Below are 19,814 nucleotides of genomic sequence, written 5' to 3'. Positions count from 1 at the left end.
CGGCTCATCAGCCCGCCACAGGCTGACCCTCCACAGTCCAATTCTGCCAGGAGGGGGAAAACAATGAAAACAACGTCCGCGAAGGGGTCGGAAACCGGGCCGCGCTCCCGACATCTGCCACGGCGGCTGCTCCAGCTGTACATCGGCCTCGCGGCCTACGGCATCAGCATGGGGCTGATGGTGCGCGCGGGGCTGGGCCTGGAGCCGTGGAGCGTGCTGAACCAGGGCATATCCGAGCACACGGGCGTGACGATCGGCACGGTCACGATCATCGGCGGTGCGCTGATCCTGCTGCTCTGGATCCCGCTGCGGCAGCGCGTGGGGCTGGGCACGGTCTCGAACGTCATCGTGCTGGGCCTGGTCATGGACGCCACGATCGCCCTGGTGCCCGCGTACTCCTCGTGGGCCGTCCGCATCCCGATGCTGGCGCTCGCGGTCACCCTGAACGGCGCCGCGACCGGCCTCTACATCTCCGCGCGCTTCGGGCCCGGGCCCCGGGACGGTCTGATGACCGGGCTGCACCTGCGCACCGGCCGCCCGATCCGCCTCGTCCGTACGTGCATCGAGGTCACCGTCCTCGTGGTGGGCTTCCTGCTGGGCGGTTCGGTCGGGGTGGGCACCGTCGTGTACGCACTGGCGATCGGCCCGATGGCGCAGTTCTTCCTGCGGATCTTCGCGATCAAGGGCCTGGAGGAGGAGCGGTCCCGGGTGGTCGCCGTGCAGAGCGCGCCGGAGCGGACGCCTGGAGCATCTGAAGAGCAGTCCGCGGCGCGGGAGGCGGTCACGGGCTGCGGGTCCTGAGCCGGACCCCCGCCCCTGGCCGTGCCGGCCGCCCGCCATACTGCCCGCGTGACCGCACTGCTCCCCCGCCCCCGCCACCCGTACCTCGACCACCCGGCACCGCTCGCCTTCGCCCACCGGGGCGGCGCGGCGGACGGCCTGGAGAACACCGCGCTCGCCTTCCGCCGCGCCGTGGCAAGCGGCTACCGCTACCTGGAGACCGACGTCCACGCCACGTCGGACGGCCGGCTGGTGGCCTTTCACGACGCCACCCTGGACCGCGTGACCGACGCCCGCGGCCGGATCGGGGCACTGCCCTGGCACGCGGTACGGCGGGCCAGCGTGGCGGGCCGGGAACCGCTGCCCCTCTTCGAAGAGCTGCTGGAGGAGTTCCCCGAGGCGCGCTGGAACGTGGACGTGAAGGCCGAGCCCGCGCTGCGCCCCCTACTGGAGCTGCTGCGGCGTACGGGGGCGTGGGACCGGGTGTGCGTCGGCTCGTTCTCGGAGGGACGGGTGGAGCGGGCGCAACGACTGGCGGGCGGCCGGCTGGCCACCTCGCTGGGCACCCGTGGGGTGGCGGGACTCCGGCTGCGCTCCTACGGGCGGAGCCTGCCCCTGGACCGACTGCTGGGGGCCGCGGTGCGGCGCAGCGCGGTGTGCGTCCAGGTACCCGAGCGGCACGCAGGCCTTCGGGTGGTGGACCGGCTGTTCCTCCGGGCCGCCCGGCAGCTGGGCCTGCAGGTGCACGTGTGGACGGTCAACGATGCGCGGCGGATGGCGGCGCTCCTGGACCTGGGCGTGGATGGCATCATGACCGATCACATAGACACGCTGCGGGATGTGCTGACCGCGCGGGGCGCCTGGAACTGACCTACGGATGCCGTACCGCGACCGTTTCCACCCGCCGTGGCGGGAACGCGAGGGGGAACGGGTGGGTGTGGACATAGCCGTGGCACCGGACGGGCCGACGGACGGCGCGGCCCGGCGGCGTGAGCAGCGCGGCTGGTACTGGTACGACTGGGCGAACAGCGTCTATTCGACGACCGTCCTGACGGTGTTCCTCGGGCCGTACCTGACGTCCGTGGCGAAGGCTGCGGCGGACGCGCACGGGTTCGTGCACCCGCTGGGCATCCCGGTGCGGGCCGGGTCCTTCTACGCGTACTCGGTGTCGGCGTCCCTGCTGCTGTCGGTGCTGGCGATGCCGCTGGCCGCGGCCGCCGCCGACCGCAGCGGCCGCAAGAAGCCGCTGCTGGGCGCCTGCGCCTACGCGGGAGCCGCGGCGACGACGGGGATGTTCTTCCTCGGCGGCGACCGCTACCTGCTCGGCGGGGCGCTGCTCGTCGTCGCCAACGTCGCCTTCGTGGTGTCGATGATGCTCTACAACTCCTACCTGCCCCAGATCGCGGCACCCGAGGAGCGGGACGCGGTGTCGTCACGGGGGTGGGCCTTCGGATACGCGGCGGGCGCACTGGTTCTCGTGGCCAACCTCGTGCTGTACGCGGGACACGCCTCCTTCGGGCTCGCCGAGGGGGACGCCGTACGGATCTGCCTGGCCTCCGCGGGCCTGTGGTGGGCGGTCTTCACGGTGGTGCCGCTGCGGCGGCTCCGGGACCGGGTACCGGCCCGGACGGCGGCGGCCCCGCCCTCCCGCGGCGGCCTGCGGCAGCTGCGGGAGACGCTGCGCGACCTGCGGCGGCACCCGCTGACGCTGGGCTTCCTGCTGGCCTACCTGGTGTACAACGACGGCGTGCAGACCGTGATCACCCAGGCGTCGGTGTTCGGCTCCGAGGAGCTGGGACTGGACCAGACGACGCTGATCGTGGCGGTGCTGCTGGTGCAGGCGCTGGCGGCGGCCGGCGCGGTCCTGATGGGCCGACTGGCCCGGCGGTACGGCGCCAAACGGACGATTCTCGGGTCGCTGGTGGCCTGGACCGCCGTGATCGTGGCGGGATACTTCCTGCCCGCGCACGCGCCGGTGTGGTTCTTCTCCCTCGCCGTGGCCATCGGGCTCGTACTCGGCGGCAGCCAGGCGCTCTCGCGCTCGCTGTACTCGCATCTGATCCCGCGCGGGAAAGAGGCCGAATACTTCGCCGCTTACGAGATCAGCGACCGCGGCGTGAGCTGGCTGGGCCCGCTGGTCTTCGGCGTCGCGTATCAGGTGACGGGCAGCTACCGGGACGCGATCGTCTCGTTGGCGGCGTTCTTCTTGATCGGATTTGTCCTGCTCAGCCGCGTGCCGGTGCGGCGCGCCGCGGTGGCCGCGGGAAATCGCGCACCGGACCTGATTTAGGCAAGCGGGGCGGGGGGCGGTAGTGTACGCCTTTGGCTCACCAGGCGGACCGTTACTGCGCGCTGCACTTCGGACAGCGGCGGGTGACATCTGCTGCCAGATGTGACAAACCGGGCGTTGGTGGGTACAACAAGGGGCGGCACGACGGGCGACGCATGTGCGGGTTACGGGAATCTTCACCGCCGACCGGACGTTGACCGGATGACGACGACAGCGACACCTGTCCTGTGGGCGACCAAGCCCGGGAGGCACGATTCATGAGTGAGCGAGCTCTTCGCGGCACGCGACTCGTGGTGACCAGCTACGAGACCGACCGCGGCATCGACCTGGCACCGCGCCAGGCGGTGGAGTACGCATGCGAGAAGGGCCATCGTTTCGAGATGCCCTTCTCGGTAGAGGCCGAGATTCCGTCGGAGTGGGAGTGCAAGGTTTGCGGCGCTCAAGCACTTCTGGTGGATGGCGACGGCCCCGAGGAGAAGAAGGGTAAGCCCGCGCGTACGCACTGGGACATGCTCATGGAGCGGCGCACCCGCGAGGAGCTGGAGGAGGTGCTGGCCGAGAGGCTGGCCGTCCTGCGCTCCGGCACCATGAACATCGCCGTGCATCCGCGCGACAGCAACAAGAAGTCCGCCTGACGGCGGACGGCGCATCGAGGGCCGGGACCCCTGCTTCGGCAGGGGTCCCGGCCCTCATGTCGTTCAATGTCGTTCCTGATCGTTCCTGCCGTTCCTGATGGAGTGCCACTCGGGCGGGCCGGGGCGGGGCCGAGCCGCCCCGGCGGCGCCCGCCCTCAGCGGGGCAGTGGCGGGTCCTGACGCGGCCCGGCCGGCGGCTCGTCGTCCCGTATGACCTCACCCTGGACGACCTTGCCGTCCGGAGCGTGCATACGCGCCTGCTGGAAGGCGTCACCGAAGGAGCCCGGTGTCCGGCGCGCCTGGCGCTCCACCAGCCGCTCCACGCGCCGCTGGAGCAGCCTGCCGGTGGGCGGGAAGAGGCACAGCAGGCCCGCGACGCAGGACCGCGTGTGAGCGTGCCCGCGCGGAGCTCGCCTCGTGCCTCCGAGACGTACGAGCCGTGGTCCTCGACACCGACGGTGTGCTCGTCGACTCGGCCCGGTTGCATGCCGCCGCCTGGAAGGACGCCTTCGACGCGTGTCTGCGGGCCCACCCGCCCGACGACCCGGCACAGCGTCGCCCCTTCGATGCGGGGGAGGACTACCGGCGGTACGTGGACGGCAAGTCGCGGCTGGACGGGGCGCTCGCCTTCCTGGACTCCCGCGGCCTGCGGCTGCCGGAAGGCGGGGCGGGGGAGGAGCCCGGTGTGGGATCCGTGCGTGCCGTGGCGGCGGAGAAGGAACGGCGTTTCGTCGCGCGGTTGCGCGCCTCGGGCGCGAGGACCTGGCCGGGCACCGTGCGCCTGCTGCGTGGTCTGCATGCGGCGGCGATCCCCTGTGCCGCGGTGTCGGCTTCCCGGCACGCCAGGGAGCTGCTGGCCAAGGCCGACCTGACACCGCTGTTCCGCACCGTGGTGGATGGGCAGGACGCGGCCCGGCTCGGGCTTCGCGGCAAGCCCGACCCGGCACTCTTCCTCGAAGCGGCCCGGCGACTGGAGGTCGCCGCTTCCGAGGCCGCCGTGGTGGAGGACGCACTGGCCGGCGTGGAGGCAGGGCGGCGCGGCGGCTTCGGGCTGGTGGTGGGCGTCGACCGGACGGCGACGCCGGAGAGCGCCCGCGACCTGCGCGAGCACGGGGCCGATGTCGTGGTCGGTGACCTGGGTGAGCTGCTGACCGCGGTACCCGGAAGCGCGGAGGGCTGAGGCAATGACGGGCTGGACGTGGGAGTACGAAGGGTATGACCCGCAGCAGGAACGCCTGCGCGAAGCGCTGTGCACGCTCGGCAACGGATACTTCGCCACGCGGGGCGCCGCGCCCGAGACGTCCGCCGGGCCTGTGCACTACCCGGGGACGTACGCCGCAGGCTGCTACAACCGGCTGCTGTCGGACGTCGCCGGCCGGCAGGTGGAGAACGAGGACCTGGTCAACCTGCCGAACTGGCTGCCCCTGCGGTTCCGCGTCCGCGGTGACGAGCCCTCCCCACCGTGGTACACGCCGGACGACGGCTCGCTGCTTGCGCACCGGCAGGTTCTCGACCTGCGCGGTGGCACTCTCACCAGATATCTGAGCGTACGTGTCGACGGTGGGCCCGGGCGGGAGCTGCGCGTGGTCCAGAAACGCCTGGTCCACATGGCTGACCCTCATGTAGCCGCGCTGCGCACCGAGTTCACCGCAATCGGCTGGTCCGGTGTGCTGGAGATCGAATCCGCGCTCGACGGGGACGTGACCAACGCCGGAGTGGACCGTTACCGCGACCTCGCCGGCCGCCACCTCACCCGTCTGCACACCGGCACGGTCGATCCCAGCACCTGCTGGCTGCGCTGCCGCACGGCGACCTCCGACGTACGCATCACCCTGGCCGCCCGGGCCCGGGTGACCGCCGGCGGGCCCGCCGACTCACACCCGCTGCGGGAACCCGGCCGCGCGGGCCAGCGTCTGACGGCGGCGGTGACCGACGGTACGCCGCTGGTGGTGGAGAAGATCGTGGCTCTGTACACCTCTCGTGACCCGGCCATCAGCGACCCCTCACTCGCCGCGCTCGACAGTGTGACCCGGGCCCCGGGCTTCCCCGGCTTGCTGGCGACACACCACGCCGCCTGGCAGCGGCTGTGGCGGCGGGCCGAGCTGGAGGTGCCGGGCGAGGCCGGCGGCGTCCTGCGACTGCACACCTTCCATCTGCTGCAGACGCTCTCGCCGCACACCGCGGAGCTCGACGTCGGGGTGCCGGCCCGTGGGCTGCACGGCGAGGCGTACCGGGGACACGTCTTCTGGGACGAGCTGTTCGTCCTGCCCTACCTCAACCTCCGCTTCCCCGAGGTCTCCCGTGCCCTGCTGGACTACCGCTACCGGCGGCTGCCGCAGGCGTGCCGGTCGGCGGATGCGGCCGGCCGGGCCGGAGCCATGTACCCCTGGCAGAGCGGCAGCGACGGCCGGGAAGAAACACAGGTCCTGCATCTCAATCCACGCTCCGGCCGCTGGCTCCCGGACCACTCCCGGCTCCAGCACCACGTGGGGTCGGCCGTGGCGTACAACGTCTGGCGGTACTGCGAGGCCACCGGCGACACGACATACCTGCACACCAGAGGAGCGGAGATGGTGCTGCAGATCGCCCGCTTCTGGTCGAGTACCGCCACGTACGACGCGGCGCTGGACCGCTACCGCATCCGGGGCGTGGTCGGCCCCGACGAGTACCACGACGCGTATCCGGACGCGGCGGAGCCCGGACTGGACGACAACGCGTACACGAGTGTCACCGCGGCCTGGGTGCTTGCCCGGGCCCTCGATCTGACCCAGCTCCTCCCGGCTCCCCGACGGCGGGAGCTGCTGGAACAACTGGGCATCGACGCCGGCGAACTCGACCGCTGGCGGGAGATCTCCCACCGACTGCACGTACCCTTCCACGCCGGCGTGGTGAGCCAGTTCGAGGGGTACGGCGACCTGGCCGAACTGGACTGGGCGGCGTACCGCGCGCGCTACCACGACATCAGGCGACTGGACCGCATCCTGGAGGACGAGAACGACACACCCAACCGCTACCAGGTCTCCAAGCAGGCGGACGTCCTGATGCTGGGATACCTGTTCTCCCCAGCGGAGCTCGTGGCGCTCTTCCGACAACTGGGTCACGTCATGAACGAAGACCTGTGGCGGACCACCGTTGATTACTACCTCCGGCGGACCGCTCACGGGTCGACGCTGAGCAGCCTCGTGCACGGCTGGGTGCTGGCCCGGGCCCGGCGGCAGGACGCCTGGGAGCACTGCTTGGAGACGCTGAAGGGCGACGTGGCCGACACCCAGGGCGGCACCACGGCCGAAGGCATCCACCTCGGTGCGATGGCCGGGACGCTGGATCTCGTGCAGCGGGGACTGACCGGCTTGGAGACGCGTGCGGACGCCCTGCGGTTCGACCCCGCCCCGCTCCCGGAGCTGTCGAACTTCAATTACCGGCTGCGGTACCGGGGCCACTGGGACGTCGGGGTGCGGGTCGGCGGCGGACGGTTGCTCGTCAGCGTACCGGTCTCGGAGCAACGCCCGGTGCCTGTCGTGTGCGCGGGGCGGACGATGACGGTGCCACCGGGGGAGACGCGGGAGTTCGCCCTGAACGCGCCTGTTCGGTGATCTCTACGGAGACACACGGAAGCCGCCACACGCGCGGAGCAGGCCCCGCTTCAGGCAGCGTAAGGAGACCGGTCAGCACGCGGTCAGATCAGTGCACAACCGCACCACCAAGAGACGCAGCGGGTATTCACTCCGAAAACCACCAGAGAACCGCGCACTTGCCTCGCGGCTTCCGCTAGCGTGCACCGCACCGACCACGGAACGCTCAGCAGATAGGCAGGACATGACGTCTGGTCGCGGGCATCCAGGCATGCTGCCGGTGCAGCAACTCAGCTCCGGGGACCACGCCTTCGTCAGCTACGGCTGTGATCACGCGGCCCGGGACATCGTCACCACCTTCGCCTGGATGGGATTGGCTCAGCAGGAGAAAGTGGTCATCTTCGCCCCTCCACAGCTGAAGGAGGAAGAAGTGTGGGCCCGCATCGACGTACCAGGACCCCTGGTGGCGGACGCACGCAGACGTGGGCAACTGGCCGTCAGCAGCATGCGGACACTCATCCACCCCCAGGATCGGTTCACCGCAGCGCGCCAGTGGCAACGCATCGAGGAAGAAACCGACCAGGCCCTCGACGAGGGGTACCGCGGCCTGCGCACGTACATCGACATGCACTGGGTGCCCGACCTGAGCGCCGACGTCGATGTGATGATGCACCGCGAAACCCACGCCGACCACCTCTTCGCCGATCGCCCGTACACCGAGATCTGCGCCTATGACACGCGCTGGTTCGCCCCCGACGTTCTTGAGGCGATGCACCACGCACACCCGACCAGCCTTCTCTCGCATACGGGTGCCTTGCACACGGAGTCATCCCCTCATGGGTTGCGACTCGTGGGCGAGGCGGATGTGGCCACGCGAGAGCAGTTCAACGCCGCTCTCCGCAAGACGTTGGCCGGCAAGGCCCAGGCAGGGCAGGTGAGCGTCGACATGTCGCGGCTGGTGTTCCTCAGCGCGGCGTGCGCCGAGGATCTGGTACAGCTGACCTGCGACGCATCCTCCCCCGAACATGTCCGCGTCCTCTGCCGACCGCAGCAGGCGCATCTTCTCCGCCGTGTCGGTGCCGAGCACCTGTCGCACCTGGTACTGAGCGAGGTGAGCTGCTGAATGACACCAGCCGCCTTCGGTGACGCCCCTGGCCACACTCTGCTGAAGATGCCCTTCACCCTCCGCGACCTGTCTCGCCTGCGGCTGCACATCGAATGCCTCACCGCACCATCAGGGCTCACAGAACTGACGCGAGGAACGTTTCTCATAGCCGTGGACGCTGTTGCCACCAGCGCCATCGAACACGGCAACAGTGGCACGCTGCTCCTGCGTCAGAGCCATGAAAGCCTGGAGTGCCGGATCGACGCGTCAGGGCTCGCATGCGAAGCACCGAACGGCGCACCGCGGGAGAACGAGTGCGAAAAAAGCCGATGGGGATGTAACGCCGGGCTCGTCACTCGGATCGCCGACCGGCTTTCGATCCCCGCCAGTGCCACCGGAACCACAGTGACCCTGTCCGTAAGGCTTCCTTCGGGGAAGAGGCCGGAGAGTGGCACGAACGAACGGCAGGCGGTCGCCGAGTAGAGAGCAGTTGGCAAGGAGGTGGTCCGACGCGCCGGCCCCCGTGCCTCCCCCTCCGTGAGGCGATCAGGCCGACCACACCAGGCCGGGCATCTGCATCAGGCCGGGCATCTGACGAGGGAGTACGCCCTGCCGTTTCCGGGGTCTGGGGAGCGCGGTCCAGGGCGCACGTGGTCGTCGTCCACCCACTCGGCGGCGACCACCGTCCCCGAGCGGCACCTGACCGCCCCGGAACGTCCCCTGATGGCGCCGTTACCAACCCGGGAGCCGGGTTGGCAGGGCAATCGACGCCATCGGCTCGGGAACCGCGGAGCCCTGTACTTATGGCATATCGCATGCAGTCACGTCCCCGTGAGGGGCGTTCGGTCCATACCTCGTGCCAGGTGGCCCGGGCCTTGAGACACCCGGCCCCGGCCGTGACCGGTCGGCCCACTGCCGCCGTGCGCCGACGGACGGAAGATGGCGAGGGAGACGTGCACGAAGCGCACAGTGACATGTGACCGACGCCCTTCTGTCTCATGGAGGTGATGGCCGTGCCGGATTGCATAGCTGCCGGACTGGACGGCTCCCGGGAGAGCCTGGCCGCGGTGGACTGGGCGGCCAGGGAAGCCCGGCGGCGAGGCCTGCCCCTGCGGTTGATCCATGCCTGGGAAGGGCTGGCGACCACCGGCACCGACCCGGACCTCCCGGAACTCGCCGTCCCCCGCCGCTGGGCCCACCAGATCCTGCGCGAGGCCGCCGATACCGTGGCCCAGCGCTACCCGGACGTACGCCTCACCTGCGAGCAGGTCGGCAGCCTTCCCGCAGAGGCGATGCGCGAGGCGGCCGAGAACGCGGAGGTGTTGGTGCTCGGCTCCCGAGGGCTGGGCGGCGTGGCCGGCGTCCTTGTCGGCTCGGTGGCGCTGGCCACTGTCGCACATGCCAGGCGGCCCGTGGTGTTGGTACGCGCCGGAGAGACGGCGGAGGACGAACGGTTACCGGCGAGCGGCGACCAACCATCGACGGCCACCCCGTACCGAGAGGTGCTGCTCGCCCTCGACCCGGACTCCGCCTGCGACGCGCCGATCTCGTTCGCCTTCGATGCAGCGGTACGCCGCCGGGCACCGCTGCACGTACTGCACGTATGGGCCCCGCCCGCGGGGTACGGCGACCTGCCGGCCACCGCTTACGCGCTCGGTATCGACTCCGAGCTGGAGCTCCGGGCGCGGCGGGCGGTGGCAGCCATCCTGCACCCATGGCGGGACAAACTGCCGGAACAACCGGTGATCGAGACGGTGACCATGGGGCGGGCCGCGCACAGCGTCCCGGCGGCCGCGCGACGTGCCGGTCTGGTCGTGGTCGGGCGCCGCATCCGACACGCGGCTGTCGGTGTGCACATCGGGCCTGTCACCCACGCGGTCATTCACCATGTCCGCTGTCCGGTCGCGGTCGTGCCGCACGACTGAGGCACGCGGCGGAACGCGCCGGGGCTCGGGTGCACGACGACCACTCGCGGCACTTCCGCCAGGACCGGGCCCCTGCCCGGAGGTGCCATGACGCGCCTGCACGAAGCCCGGCCGGCGGCCGGACTCCCGTCCCCGCCGACCGTCGGCCGGGGCCCCGGTTCCGCATGGCCGCCCGGACCGCGTTTCCGGGACGTACGGCCCTGTCGTCGGCCGAGACACCGGCGGGCATGCGCGAACGCCGGTCGCCATGCTTTCTCACTGGAACACCGCCCGTACCTCGTCCTCGGTGGCGCTGTGCGACACGACGAGGATTTCGTCTCCTGTGGCCAGTACGAGGTCCGGTGACGGAGCGGTGGGCCGGCCGTCGCGAATGATCGCGGCGATGACGGTGCCGGCGGGCACCGAGAGGTCGGCGAGGGCACGCCCGACGGCGCGGGACCGGGCGGAGATGCTGGTCTCCATGACGTCGACCCCGGCCCGGCTGAGACGCAGCAGCGGAATCGTGTCGGCCGCGCTGGTGGCCTCTTCGATGAGGGAGACGAGCGGAGCCGCGGCAGGTACGGCGGTGTCCACTCCCCATCGCTGGTCGAAGAGCCAGGTGTTCTCGGCGTCGTTGACGCGTGCGACGACCCGGTCGACGGCGAACTGCCGCTTGGCGAGCAGGCTGATGACGAGGTTGTCCTCGTCCTCGCCGGTGGTGGCGATCACGAGGTCGGCCGTCAGCGCACCGGCCCGCTCCAGTACGACCGGTTCGCAGGCGTCACCGGCCTCCACCCGGGCGGGAAGTGTGTCGCGCAGTGCGGCCGCGCGGTCGTCGTCGCGTTCGATGAGGGTGACGTCGTTGTGACTCGCGCCGAGGACCTGGGCGATCTGCGTGCCGAGCCGGCCGGCGCCGGCGATGAGGACCTTCATGTGCCGAGCTCCCTGTCCAGGAAACCGCGCAGCCGGTTCAGGGCTTCGGCGGCGACCACGAAAGTGACCAGGTCGTCGGCTTCCGCCCGGGTGCCGTGGACAGGGATGAACGACCGTCCGCCGCGCGTCACCTCGGCCACACGTATCTCTCCGTCGACTTCCAGCTCGGCGAGCGGACGGCCGGTGAGGTACACCGGGAGCTGCGAGCGCATCAGCAGCGTTTCGCCGTTGCCGAAGCCGACTTCAGGGGCCAGGTGGCGGTGGAGGAGCATCTGGTGGAGCTGGTGCACGGTCCAGCGGACGCTGGCGATGGTGGTGATGCCGAGGCCGCGGTAGATGTCGGCCCGGCGCGGGTCGTAGATGCGTGCCAGGACGATCGGTACGCGGTAGACCTCCTTGGCGGTCCGGGCGCTGACGATGTTGGTGTTGTCTCCGGAGGTCACGGCCACGAAGGCATCGGCTCGGCCGGTGCCCGCCGTGTCCAGGAGGGTGCGGTTGTAGGCGTTCCCATGGAGGACCCGGCCGGTGAAGCCCGGTGGCAGCAATCGTTCCGTCTTGGGATCGCGGTCGATGACGCGCACGTCGTGCCCTTCGTTGACGAGTCGGGCGGCGAGTGCGGAGCCGACGCGCCCGCACCCCGCCACGATGGCCCTCACCGGAGCGCACCCTCGTGCGCCGGATACCTGGGTGACCTGTGGCGCAGCCACGCCTTGCGTGCCTCTTCGGCCAGCAGGAGCAGGAGTCCGAAGGCGAAGAGGATCGCCCAGTCCACGAGCGACAGGGGAGCGGTGTGGAAGACGGCCTGCAGGGGCGGGGCGTAGCTGATGGCGGCCATCAGCCCGAGACCGAAGCAACCCGCCGCGAGAAGACGGGGGTTGCTGAGCAGTCCCGCTCGGAACACGCTCTGGCGGTCGGTGCGTACGGCGAGGGCGTTGAAGAACTGGCCGACCACGATCGACGCCTGTGTCATGGTGATCGCCTCCTGGTAGGCAGGGGTGTCCGCGGTGAATTCCGCGTACGGGATTCCCGAGGCGTGGATGTGCCAGAAGAACACGGTGCACGCCCCGAGGGACTGGACGGCACCGAGGAAGAGGAAGCGCCGCACCAGGGCGGCGGAGAACAGCCGTTCGCGCCGGGACCGTGGTGGCTGTGTCATGGTGTCGGGCTCGGGTGGCTCGGCACCGAGTGCCAGCGCGGGCAGTACGTCTGATCCGAGGTCGATGGCGAGGACCTGGAGCGCGGTGAGCGGGACGAGCGGGAAGCCGGCGAAGGTCGCGGCAAGGATCGGGGTGAGTTCGGCGATGTTGTGGCTGAAGAGGTAGACGAGGAACTTTCGGATGTTCCGGTAGACCGACCTGCCCAGTTCGACGGCTGCGGTGATGGCGGCGAAGGAGTCGTCGAGCAGGACCATGGCGGCGGCTTCGCGGGCCACGTCGGTGCCGCCGGCGCCCATGGCCACACCGATGTCCGCATGCTTCAGCGCGGGGGCGTCGTTGGCACCGTCCCCGGTGACCGCGACGACCTCTCCGCCTGCTTGCAGCGCCGCGACGACACGCATCTTGTGTTCGGGACTGGCCCTGCAGAGCAGCAGTTCCGACGGCCCGGAAAGGAGAGCGCCGAGCGCCGCGGCGTCCATACGATCCAGGGACGGCCCCGTCAGCACTACTGGATCCGAGGTGGTCACGATGGCGACGCGACGGGCGATGGCTTCCGCCGTCAGCGGATGGTCACCGGTCACCATGATGATGCGGATGCCGGCACTCCGGCAGCTGCGCACTGCGCGGGAGACCTCCTCGCGGGGCGGGTCGAGCATGCCGATCAGGCCGAGGAGGGTCAGCTGTGATTCGGCCTCTTCCTGGGTCTCCGGCACAGCGGGCGTTCTGCGCCGGGCAGCGGCCAGGACCCGCAGTCCCTGGCGGGCCAGGGCATCGGCGGCCGCGGTGACTTCCTCCCGCAACCGGTCCGTCAGAAGCCGGTCATCGCCGGCCCGGTCGATGTGGGTGCAGTGGCGCAGCAACTCCTGCGGGGCGCCTTTGACGTGCACGAGGTACCCGCCGCCCTCGGTGTCCTGGTGAATGGTGCTCATCAGCTTGCGTACCGGGTCGAAGGGGAACTCCGTGAGTCGCGGGGCGCTCGCCGCCGACACGGCCATGTCAACCTCTGCTTTCGCCGCGGCTACGAGGATGGCACCTTCAGTGGTGTCCCCGAGCACGCGGGGACCATCGGCGCCGGAAGCCGGCAGCAACCGGGCGTTGGAACACAGGGCGGCCACGCGCAGCAGCTCCCGCACCGGCTCCGGGTCTCGCACCGACCCGACAGGTGCGTACCCCACTCCGGTGACCGGATGCACCGTCCCATTCGCCCACAGCCGGGTCACCGTCATCTCCGCCTGCGTCAGCGTGCCGGTCTTGTCCGTACAGATCACGGTCGTCGACCCGAGAGTCTCCACGGCGAGGAGCTGCTTGATGAGGGCCTGTCGGCGCGCCATGCGCCGTACGCCGATGGCCAGCGCGACCGAGAGTGTCGCGGGCAGGCCCTCGGGAACCAGGGCGACCATCACCCCGAGAGCGAAGACGAACGTGGGAACCAGGGGTGCTCCGGTCTGCCAGCGGACGAGGAGCAGGGTGGCGCCGATGGTCAGAGCGAGCCCCGCCACGCGCCGCGCCATCGCGGCCACCTCGCGCTGCAACGGAGTCTTCTGCTGCGGGACATCGTCCGTCAGCCGAAAGATCCTGCCGAACTCGGTGGCCGCCCCGATGGCGTACACCAGGGCCTTGCCGGATCCGGCGAGCACGGTGGTACCCATGAAGACGCAGTTCCGCGCCCGCAACGCGGTTTCCTCATGGGTCGCGTCGGCCATCCGACCGACGGCGGCGCTCTCACCGGTCAGCGGGGCGTTGTTCACCAGGACGCCGTGTGCTTCGACCAACCGGCAGTCCGCCGACACCGCATCCCCGGCCTCCAGCACGACGAGGTCACCGGGCACCAGGCTGCCGGTCGGTACCTCCTGACGCTGCCCGTCCCGCAGCACTCGGCAGGTGTGCGGCACCATGGCCTGCAACGCCTGCGCGGTGCGTTCGGCGGAGTATTCCTGCGCGAAGCCGATCACCGCGTTCAGCACCACCACCCCCAGGATCGCGATGGCGAGCTGGAGGTTGCCGACTTGGTGTGGCTCCTGGAGCGCATAGGCGAGGAAGGTGAGGCCCGACGCGACGAGCAGTACCAGTGCGAACAGGTCGGTGAACTGGGCGAGGAATCGGCGCCAGATACGTCGTCGCCGAGGGCGCGGCAGCTCGTTACGACCGAACTCCCGTTGTCTGTCCGAGGCTTGGGCAGACGAGAGCCCACGGGGTGAGGCGCCGAGCGCTGCGAAGACTTCTTGCGGGGGGAGGCTCTGGACCGGTGCCGGCACCGCCGTCGCCGTACCGCCGCCCGGCTCACGTCCACCGTGCGGCGGCGCCTCCTCTCCGGCGCGCCTCACCGTCCTTCTCCGGGCGTCCGCGCGGCAGCGGCGCCGCTCCCGCTGCCGACCCGGCGCCCATGGCCGCACCTACCCGGACCCGTCACGGCGCTGGGTCGTGTCATGCGGGACGCCTACGACACCGGCTGCGCCCGGGGCCCCGGCAGGGCGGAAGCGGGCCAGGAAGTCGCGGAAGCCTGCCATGGGCGTCACTCCTCACGCGGTGCGGGCGGTGCGGCAACCCTCCCGGTCAAGTTAGGAGTGGTGCCTTGACGGAGATAGGGCGGAAACGGCCACACCGCGGAGCCGGTTGGGCGCAACGGTGCCGGTCACTCGTCGGACGCGAGGGAGAAGTAGCTCTCCTCCTCCTGGAGGAAGTGCAGACAGAGGACGGTGTGCAGGCCGTAGAGGGAGGCGCGGAGGTCGTCGAGCTGCCCGGGCCGGAGTGACCCGGCCTCCTCGGCCAGTCGCAGGTGGGTGGCGATACGGCGCGCGAGGCGTTCGATCTCGGTGTGGGCTCGGCTCATCGTTGTGGTGGCCTCGGGCCCGCCGAGGGCAGGAGCGAGCGCAGGGTAGAGCTGGTGTTCCTCGGCGTACTCGTGTGGCAGCAGGCGCTCGCTCAGTAGGCGGTGGGCTTCCCGGACGGCGCACAGCGCACCAGGCGAGGAGCCGCGGCCCAGCTGGTCCGCGGCGTCCCGTACGGTGTCCAGGACGCCGCGCAGGACGTCGTGCTCGGCGGCGAAGCGCTGGATGAGCTGCTCGGTGGCGGGATCGATGAGCGGCCGGACGGCCGACCCCGGACGCAGCGCGCGCAGGGCGTTCAGGATGACGGCCACGTCGATGCCTTCCTGGAGGAGAGCGCCGGCCGTAGGAGGAATGAGGCCGCACGCGGCCACGACCATGGCCGTTACGGACATCGCCATGCCACCGAGCGCGCTCTGCACGGCGATGCGCCGTGTCCGCACGGCGATCACGACGGCGTCCGCCAGCCGGTCCACCCGGTCGGTCGTCAGCACGACATCGGCTGCCTCGCACGAGGCACCGGAGCCACGGGCGCCCATGGCCACACCGATGTCGGCGGCGGCCAGTGCGGGAGCGTCGTTCACGCCGTCCCCCACCATGACCGTGACCGCCCGGCCGCATTCGGCACGTACCGCGGCGACCTTGTCCGCGGGCGTCTGCTCCGCATGCACATCGTCCAGACCGAGGACGGCAGCGACCTCCCCGGCGGACTCGGCCCGATCGCCGGTGAGCATCACCAGTCGCTCGATGCCTGCCGCGCGCAGCCGCCGCAGTGTCCGGGCGGCGTCGTGGCGCAGCGGATCGCGGAGCAGGACGGCGCCGGCAAGAGTACCGTCGAGGGTCAGCCAGGAGAGAGTGGCGCCCTCAAGGGCCGCGCGGTCGGCCACGGCAGCGGCCCATGCGGGCAGTGGCACGGTGCCGGGAAGGCGCCCCACCGCGGCCGGCCGGCCGTCGACGAGGCCGCCGGCGCCGACTCCCGGTTCCTCCGTCACCGCCTCGGGTTCGGACAGCTGCAGCCCACGACGCTCGGCCTCTTCCGTCAACGCGCGGGCCAGTACATGAGGGGAGAAGCGGTCCAACGACGCGGCCAGCCGCAGGACCTCGGACGCCTGTCCGCCCGGTGCGGCAGTCACCTCGACGACCCGCGGGCGCCCCGCCGTCAGCGTCCCGGTCTTGTCCAGCAGTACCGTCCGCGCCCGCCCGAGGTTCTCCAGGCCGGCGCCCTCGCGGACGATGACGCCGCGGCGGGCCGCTTGCGACAGCCCGGAGACGACCGCTACCGGTGCCGCCAGCAGCAGGGGGCACGGCGTGGCGACCACCAGGACCGCAACGGCCCGCACCATCGAGCCACTGACCAGCCAGGCCGCTCCGGCCACACCGACGGACAACGGCAGGAACCAGGCCGCGTAGCGGTCGGCGAGCCGGACCACAGGGGCGGACTCGGCCCCTGCCTCCCTGGCCAGCTGGACGATGCCCGCGTACGTACTGTCCTGTTCGGTCGCCGTGGCCCGCATGTCGAACGCGCCGCCGACGTTCACGACACCGTTTCGGACGGGATCGCCCGGGGCCCGCTCGACCGGGCGGGATTCGCCGGTGAGCACTGCTTCGTCCAGTACGGCCTTGCCGTTCATGACCCGGCCGTCCACGGGAACGGCATCACCGGGGCCGACGACCAGCACATCTCCCACGGTGACCTCGGCCACCGAGATCAAGCGGACGTCTGACCCCGTCCGGCGGCGGGCCGAGCGCGGGGCCCGTTCCAGCAACGACCGGAGATCACGTGCGGCCCGTCGTTCCGCGGCCGTGTCCAGCCACCGGCCGGTGGCAAGCATCAACGCGATCAGCGCCCCGGCCAGGTACTCGCGCACGGCAAGTGTGCCCACCAGCGCCAGTACGGCGATCAGGTCCACCCCCGCGCGGCCCTGCCGGAGAGCCTTCAGCATCCACACCGACGCCGGAACCACGGCGACCACCGTGGTCAGCGCCCAGCACAGGTGGGCGACGGCTGGCGCTCCCAGCAACTGCGCCAGGCCACCGGCGGCCAGGGCCAGCACGGTGGCGACGAAGAGAACTGGTTCGGACTCGTGCCGCCTCACGTCGGCCCCCTCGCAGCAGGTGGTCCCGGAAGCAGAGCCCGGCGGCGCTTCCGGAAACGCGGAGCACCGGGGAACACCCACCTCTCGTGGGTCCTGATTGCCCGGTGCGCGGTTTCTCTCCGCTTCACCCGTCCGGCGCTCTCCCCGGTGCTCACTTCCACGTCACCACACAAGCCCCTCCGCCGTAAGGGGCCTGATGGCGCCCTGCACCGGCCGATCGACCCTGTTTCCGCGCGGGCCGGTGTGCGTGCGCATCGGTGAGCCGGGCCGCCCGGGACCGTTCGGCTCCGTGGCGAGGCCGCCCGGCCCATGTTGCTCGGGGCAGCGGTCTGGCTGACTGGGCCCCGGGGTTCTGAGTAGGGAGGACGCAATGACGCTGGAATGGCGACCGCAGGTGCTGCCCGACGTGTTCGACTGGGCCGAGTCGAGCCTCGCCGGATTCCCGATGTGGCGGGGGCTGGCCGGAACGCACGGCATCCGGATCGAGGAAGACCTCACCGATGACGCGTACCGTCTCCGGGCGGAGTTGCCGGGGCTGGACCCCGGGAAGAACGTCGAGATCCACATCGCGCAAGGAGTGCTGAGTCTGCGTGCCGAGCGCAGTGAGGAGACCGAGCACAGGCACCACAGCGAGTTCCGTTACGGCTCGTTCGCGCGGTCCGTACGGTTGCCCGCCGGTGCACGCGAGGACCAGGCGAAGGCCGAGTACAAGAACGGCATCCTGACCGTGACGGTCCCGCTCAGCGGCGCGGAAAAGCCGGCGGGCAGGACCGTGCCGGTAGAGGCCGTCACCTCGTGAGTGGCTCCGGTGCACGGGCAGGCGGTCCGCCGAAGCGCCGCCCGTGCACCGGGCCCGTCAGCGGGTCATCCGCCGGACCGACATCGGAGCACGCGCAGGTACGACGGACGCCAGGAGGACGACATGGGCGGACGTGAGGAACGGGAACACGGTGCCACGTCGGCGGAAGCCCGCCGGACACTGCCGAAGAGCCTCCCGCATCCGGTACCGGTCCGGCGGGAGGACCTCATGGTGCGGTACCTGTCGGCTTCCGCCGGCGACTCGTCACGTCGCTCGGCGGCAACGAGGTTCCCGGAGCCACCGGTTCGCGGTCCTGCCATGATCCCGGGTCCTGACAGGACCGCGCAGACCGCAGCAGACCCACGGCTCCGGGACATCATGAGTCCTTGCACCACGCACGTCACTCGGATCAGGAAGTGTCTTGAGGAGAGGTTCTGCCCCGACCTCCCGGAGTCAGCGCACGCGGACGTGGCGAACGGCACGGTCACACGGACCGGGAAGCTGGACGTGGCGCTGATACCACAACTGATCGGGACGGTGGCGGCGATGGACGGGGTCATCGAGGTGGTCGACCATCTCAGGCCGGCCTGAGTCCCCCAGGCCAGGTCGGCGCACCGAGTCGGCCGGCACGAGGAAGTCCCGTCCGACCTCCTTGCGGGCCCGGCCTCTTTTTCTGGGGTTCCGGGTTTCTGGCTTTCTGGGTTTTCGGGTTTCCGGGGCACCAGCTCCTCACGTATGGGGGACCACAGCGACAGGGCAGTTCGCGTGGTGCAGTGAGCCCGGCGTGACGCCCGCCTCCGGGCCTTCCCCTTACCTCGCTCGGCCGTCAGGCGGCGCGGTAAGGGGAGGTGGGCTCGCGTGCGACGTCCACCGCGTCCCGGAGGTCGTCCAGCCCCTGCGCTGTCAGCCCTCCCTGCATCGCGAGCCAGAAGAGGTCCTCGAAGGTGACGACGCCCATCAGCCGGCCCTCGTACACGACGGGGACCCGGCGTATGCCGTGGCGCCGCATGACGTGGTGGACGGTCGCGATGTCGTCGGCCGGGGTGACAGCGACAGGTTCCCTGGTCATCACCGATTCGACGCGTTCCTGTGCCGAGAGGCCCGGAGCCAGGACCCGCAGCACCAGGTCCCGGTCGGTCACCATGCCCAGGAGCCGGTTGTCGTCGTCCACGACGAACACGGCCCCGACCGACGCGTACTGCATGTGCTTCGCCACGTCCTGCACCGAGGCCATCACCGGAACGGCGACGGCCGGTGAGGACATCGCGTACCGGATCTCCATGCTTCTCCTCCTGCCCGGCCGGCGGTGGCGGTGCGGCGGTTGCCGACGTGGTGGCCGCCAGCCACGAGCCACCACGTCGGCCCACGCTCAGCATTTCTCCGCCGACCCGTCGCCGACAGGGGCCGGATGCCTCGGCCGGGGGACCGGCCGGCCCGGCCGGAGGCCCCGTTCGACGGGACTCCCACGCGGTGCGGCGGACGGCGGCCATCGAGCCGTCGTCCGCCGCATGCCACCTGACCGGATCCTCCGCGTCACTTCGCTGCTGCGATCACCTCGACGCAGTGCCCCACCTGGGCCTCACTGACATGGCGGGCGAGGTCGGCCTCGCTGATGACGCCGAGCGGCCGGTCGTTCTCCACTCCACGGGCACGCACGTTCCGCGTCAGGACGGCCGTATGGGCCCCGGCAGGGGACGACCGGCCCTTACGCGACCCCG

18 protein-coding genes are annotated in these 19,814 nt (G+C 70.9%); 11 read left to right on the top strand and 7 right to left on the bottom strand.

The features are described 5' to 3' along the window. The first annotated feature begins 63 nt into the window (after window positions 1-63). The 4 genes from yczE to IF20_RS13750 all read left to right on the top strand — a co-directional run bounded on the left by yczE (window position 64) and on the right by IF20_RS13750 (window position 3,705). Window positions 64-801 carry a membrane protein YczE gene (gene yczE, locus IF20_RS13765; protein ID WP_234426645.1) on the top strand — a complete coding sequence of 246 codons (738 nt, stop codon included), beginning with the start codon at window positions 64-66 and terminating at the stop codon, window positions 799-801. A 48-nt stretch (window positions 802-849) separates the two neighbouring features. Then, entirely contained in the window at window positions 850-1,650 is an 801-nt protein-coding gene (locus IF20_RS13760; protein ID WP_052865414.1) for a glycerophosphodiester phosphodiesterase family protein, read from the top strand. A gap of 67 nt (window positions 1,651-1,717) precedes the next feature. Beyond that, complete coding sequence (locus IF20_RS13755) at window positions 1,718-3,070, top strand: MFS transporter (RefSeq protein WP_052865533.1); 1,353 nt, start codon at window positions 1,718-1,720, stop codon at window positions 3,068-3,070. 257 nt (window positions 3,071-3,327) lie between these two features. Next, entirely contained in the window at window positions 3,328-3,705 is a 378-nt protein-coding gene (locus IF20_RS13750; RefSeq protein WP_052865413.1) for an RNA polymerase-binding protein RbpA, read from the top strand. A 155-nt stretch (window positions 3,706-3,860) separates the two neighbouring features. Here the strand turns inward: IF20_RS13750 and IF20_RS13745 are convergent, their stop codons facing one another. Then, entirely contained in the window at window positions 3,861-4,016 is a 156-nt protein-coding gene (locus tag IF20_RS13745) for a hypothetical protein (RefSeq protein WP_407702490.1), read from the bottom strand. Window positions 4,017-4,144: 128 nt separating this feature from the next. Between IF20_RS13745 and IF20_RS13740 the strand changes: the two genes are divergently transcribed. The 5 genes from IF20_RS13740 to IF20_RS13725 all read left to right on the top strand — a co-directional run bounded on the left by IF20_RS13740 (window position 4,145) and on the right by IF20_RS13725 (window position 10,307). Beyond that, window positions 4,145-4,885, top strand: a complete 741-nt coding sequence (locus IF20_RS13740) for an HAD family hydrolase (RefSeq protein WP_052865412.1) — start codon at window positions 4,145-4,147, stop codon at window positions 4,883-4,885. A gap of 4 nt (window positions 4,886-4,889) precedes the next feature. Then, on the top strand, window positions 4,890-7,298 hold the full coding sequence (locus tag IF20_RS13735) for a glycoside hydrolase family 65 protein (protein ID WP_052865411.1): 2,409 nt from the start codon (window positions 4,890-4,892) through the stop codon (window positions 7,296-7,298). A gap of 250 nt (window positions 7,299-7,548) precedes the next feature. Beyond that, window positions 7,549-8,400, top strand: coding sequence for an MEDS domain-containing protein (locus tag IF20_RS13730; RefSeq protein WP_052865410.1), 852 nt, complete (start codon window positions 7,549-7,551; stop codon window positions 8,398-8,400). Window positions 8,401-8,448: 48 nt separating this feature from the next. Further along, the gene (locus tag IF20_RS39150) at window positions 8,449-8,865 is read left to right on the top strand and encodes an ATP-binding protein (protein WP_199896592.1); all 417 of its coding nucleotides are present in this window, start codon (window positions 8,449-8,451) and stop codon (window positions 8,863-8,865) included. A gap of 524 nt (window positions 8,866-9,389) precedes the next feature. Continuing rightward, complete coding sequence (locus IF20_RS13725) at window positions 9,390-10,307, top strand: universal stress protein (protein ID WP_052865409.1); 918 nt, start codon at window positions 9,390-9,392, stop codon at window positions 10,305-10,307. Window positions 10,308-10,562: 255 nt separating this feature from the next. Here the strand turns inward: IF20_RS13725 and IF20_RS13720 are convergent, their stop codons facing one another. The 4 genes from IF20_RS13720 to IF20_RS13705 form a co-directional block, all read right to left on the bottom strand. Next, entirely contained in the window at window positions 10,563-11,219 is a 657-nt protein-coding gene (locus IF20_RS13720; protein ID WP_052865408.1) for a potassium channel family protein, read from the bottom strand. Then, window positions 11,216-11,875 (bottom strand): potassium channel family protein, encoded by a 660-nt coding sequence (locus tag IF20_RS13715; RefSeq protein WP_052865407.1) that lies wholly within the window; start codon window positions 11,873-11,875, stop codon window positions 11,216-11,218. Before IF20_RS13715 ends, IF20_RS13720 begins: the two co-directional genes overlap by 4 nt. Further along, window positions 11,872-14,700, bottom strand: coding sequence for a cation-translocating P-type ATPase (locus tag IF20_RS13710; protein ID WP_234426644.1), 2,829 nt, complete (start codon window positions 14,698-14,700; stop codon window positions 11,872-11,874). Before IF20_RS13710 ends, IF20_RS13715 begins: the two co-directional genes overlap by 4 nt. Window positions 14,701-15,008: 308 nt before the next feature. Further along, the gene (locus IF20_RS13705) at window positions 15,009-17,144 is read right to left on the bottom strand and encodes a heavy metal translocating P-type ATPase (RefSeq protein ID WP_052865531.1); all 2,136 of its coding nucleotides are present in this window, start codon (window positions 17,142-17,144) and stop codon (window positions 15,009-15,011) included. Window positions 17,145-17,667: 523 nt separating this feature from the next. Between IF20_RS13705 and IF20_RS13700 the strand changes: the two genes are divergently transcribed. Next, window positions 17,668-18,096 (top strand): Hsp20/alpha crystallin family protein, encoded by a 429-nt coding sequence (locus IF20_RS13700; RefSeq protein ID WP_052865406.1) that lies wholly within the window; start codon window positions 17,668-17,670, stop codon window positions 18,094-18,096. 123 nt (window positions 18,097-18,219) lie between these two features. Continuing rightward, window positions 18,220-18,687, top strand: a complete 468-nt coding sequence (locus tag IF20_RS39145) for a hypothetical protein (RefSeq protein WP_199896591.1) — start codon at window positions 18,220-18,222, stop codon at window positions 18,685-18,687. A gap of 235 nt (window positions 18,688-18,922) precedes the next feature. Here IF20_RS39145 and IF20_RS13690 read toward each other — a convergent pair whose 3' ends face one another. After that, window positions 18,923-19,378 carry a CBS domain-containing protein gene (locus IF20_RS13690; RefSeq protein ID WP_052865404.1) on the bottom strand — a complete coding sequence of 152 codons (456 nt, stop codon included), beginning with the start codon at window positions 19,376-19,378 and terminating at the stop codon, window positions 18,923-18,925. Between the two features lie 251 nt (window positions 19,379-19,629). Continuing rightward, window positions 19,630-19,752, bottom strand: a complete 123-nt coding sequence (locus tag IF20_RS40495; protein ID WP_267881130.1) for a hypothetical protein — start codon at window positions 19,750-19,752, stop codon at window positions 19,630-19,632. Window positions 19,753-19,814 lie beyond the last annotated feature (62 nt).

The sequence above is a fragment of the Streptomyces niger genome, from assembly GCF_000718305.1.
GTDB lineage: Bacteria > Actinomycetota > Actinomycetes > Streptomycetales > Streptomycetaceae > Streptomyces > Streptomyces niger.
Note: the sequence above shows the minus strand (reverse complement) of the source record. Positions and strands in the feature narration are given on the sequence as shown.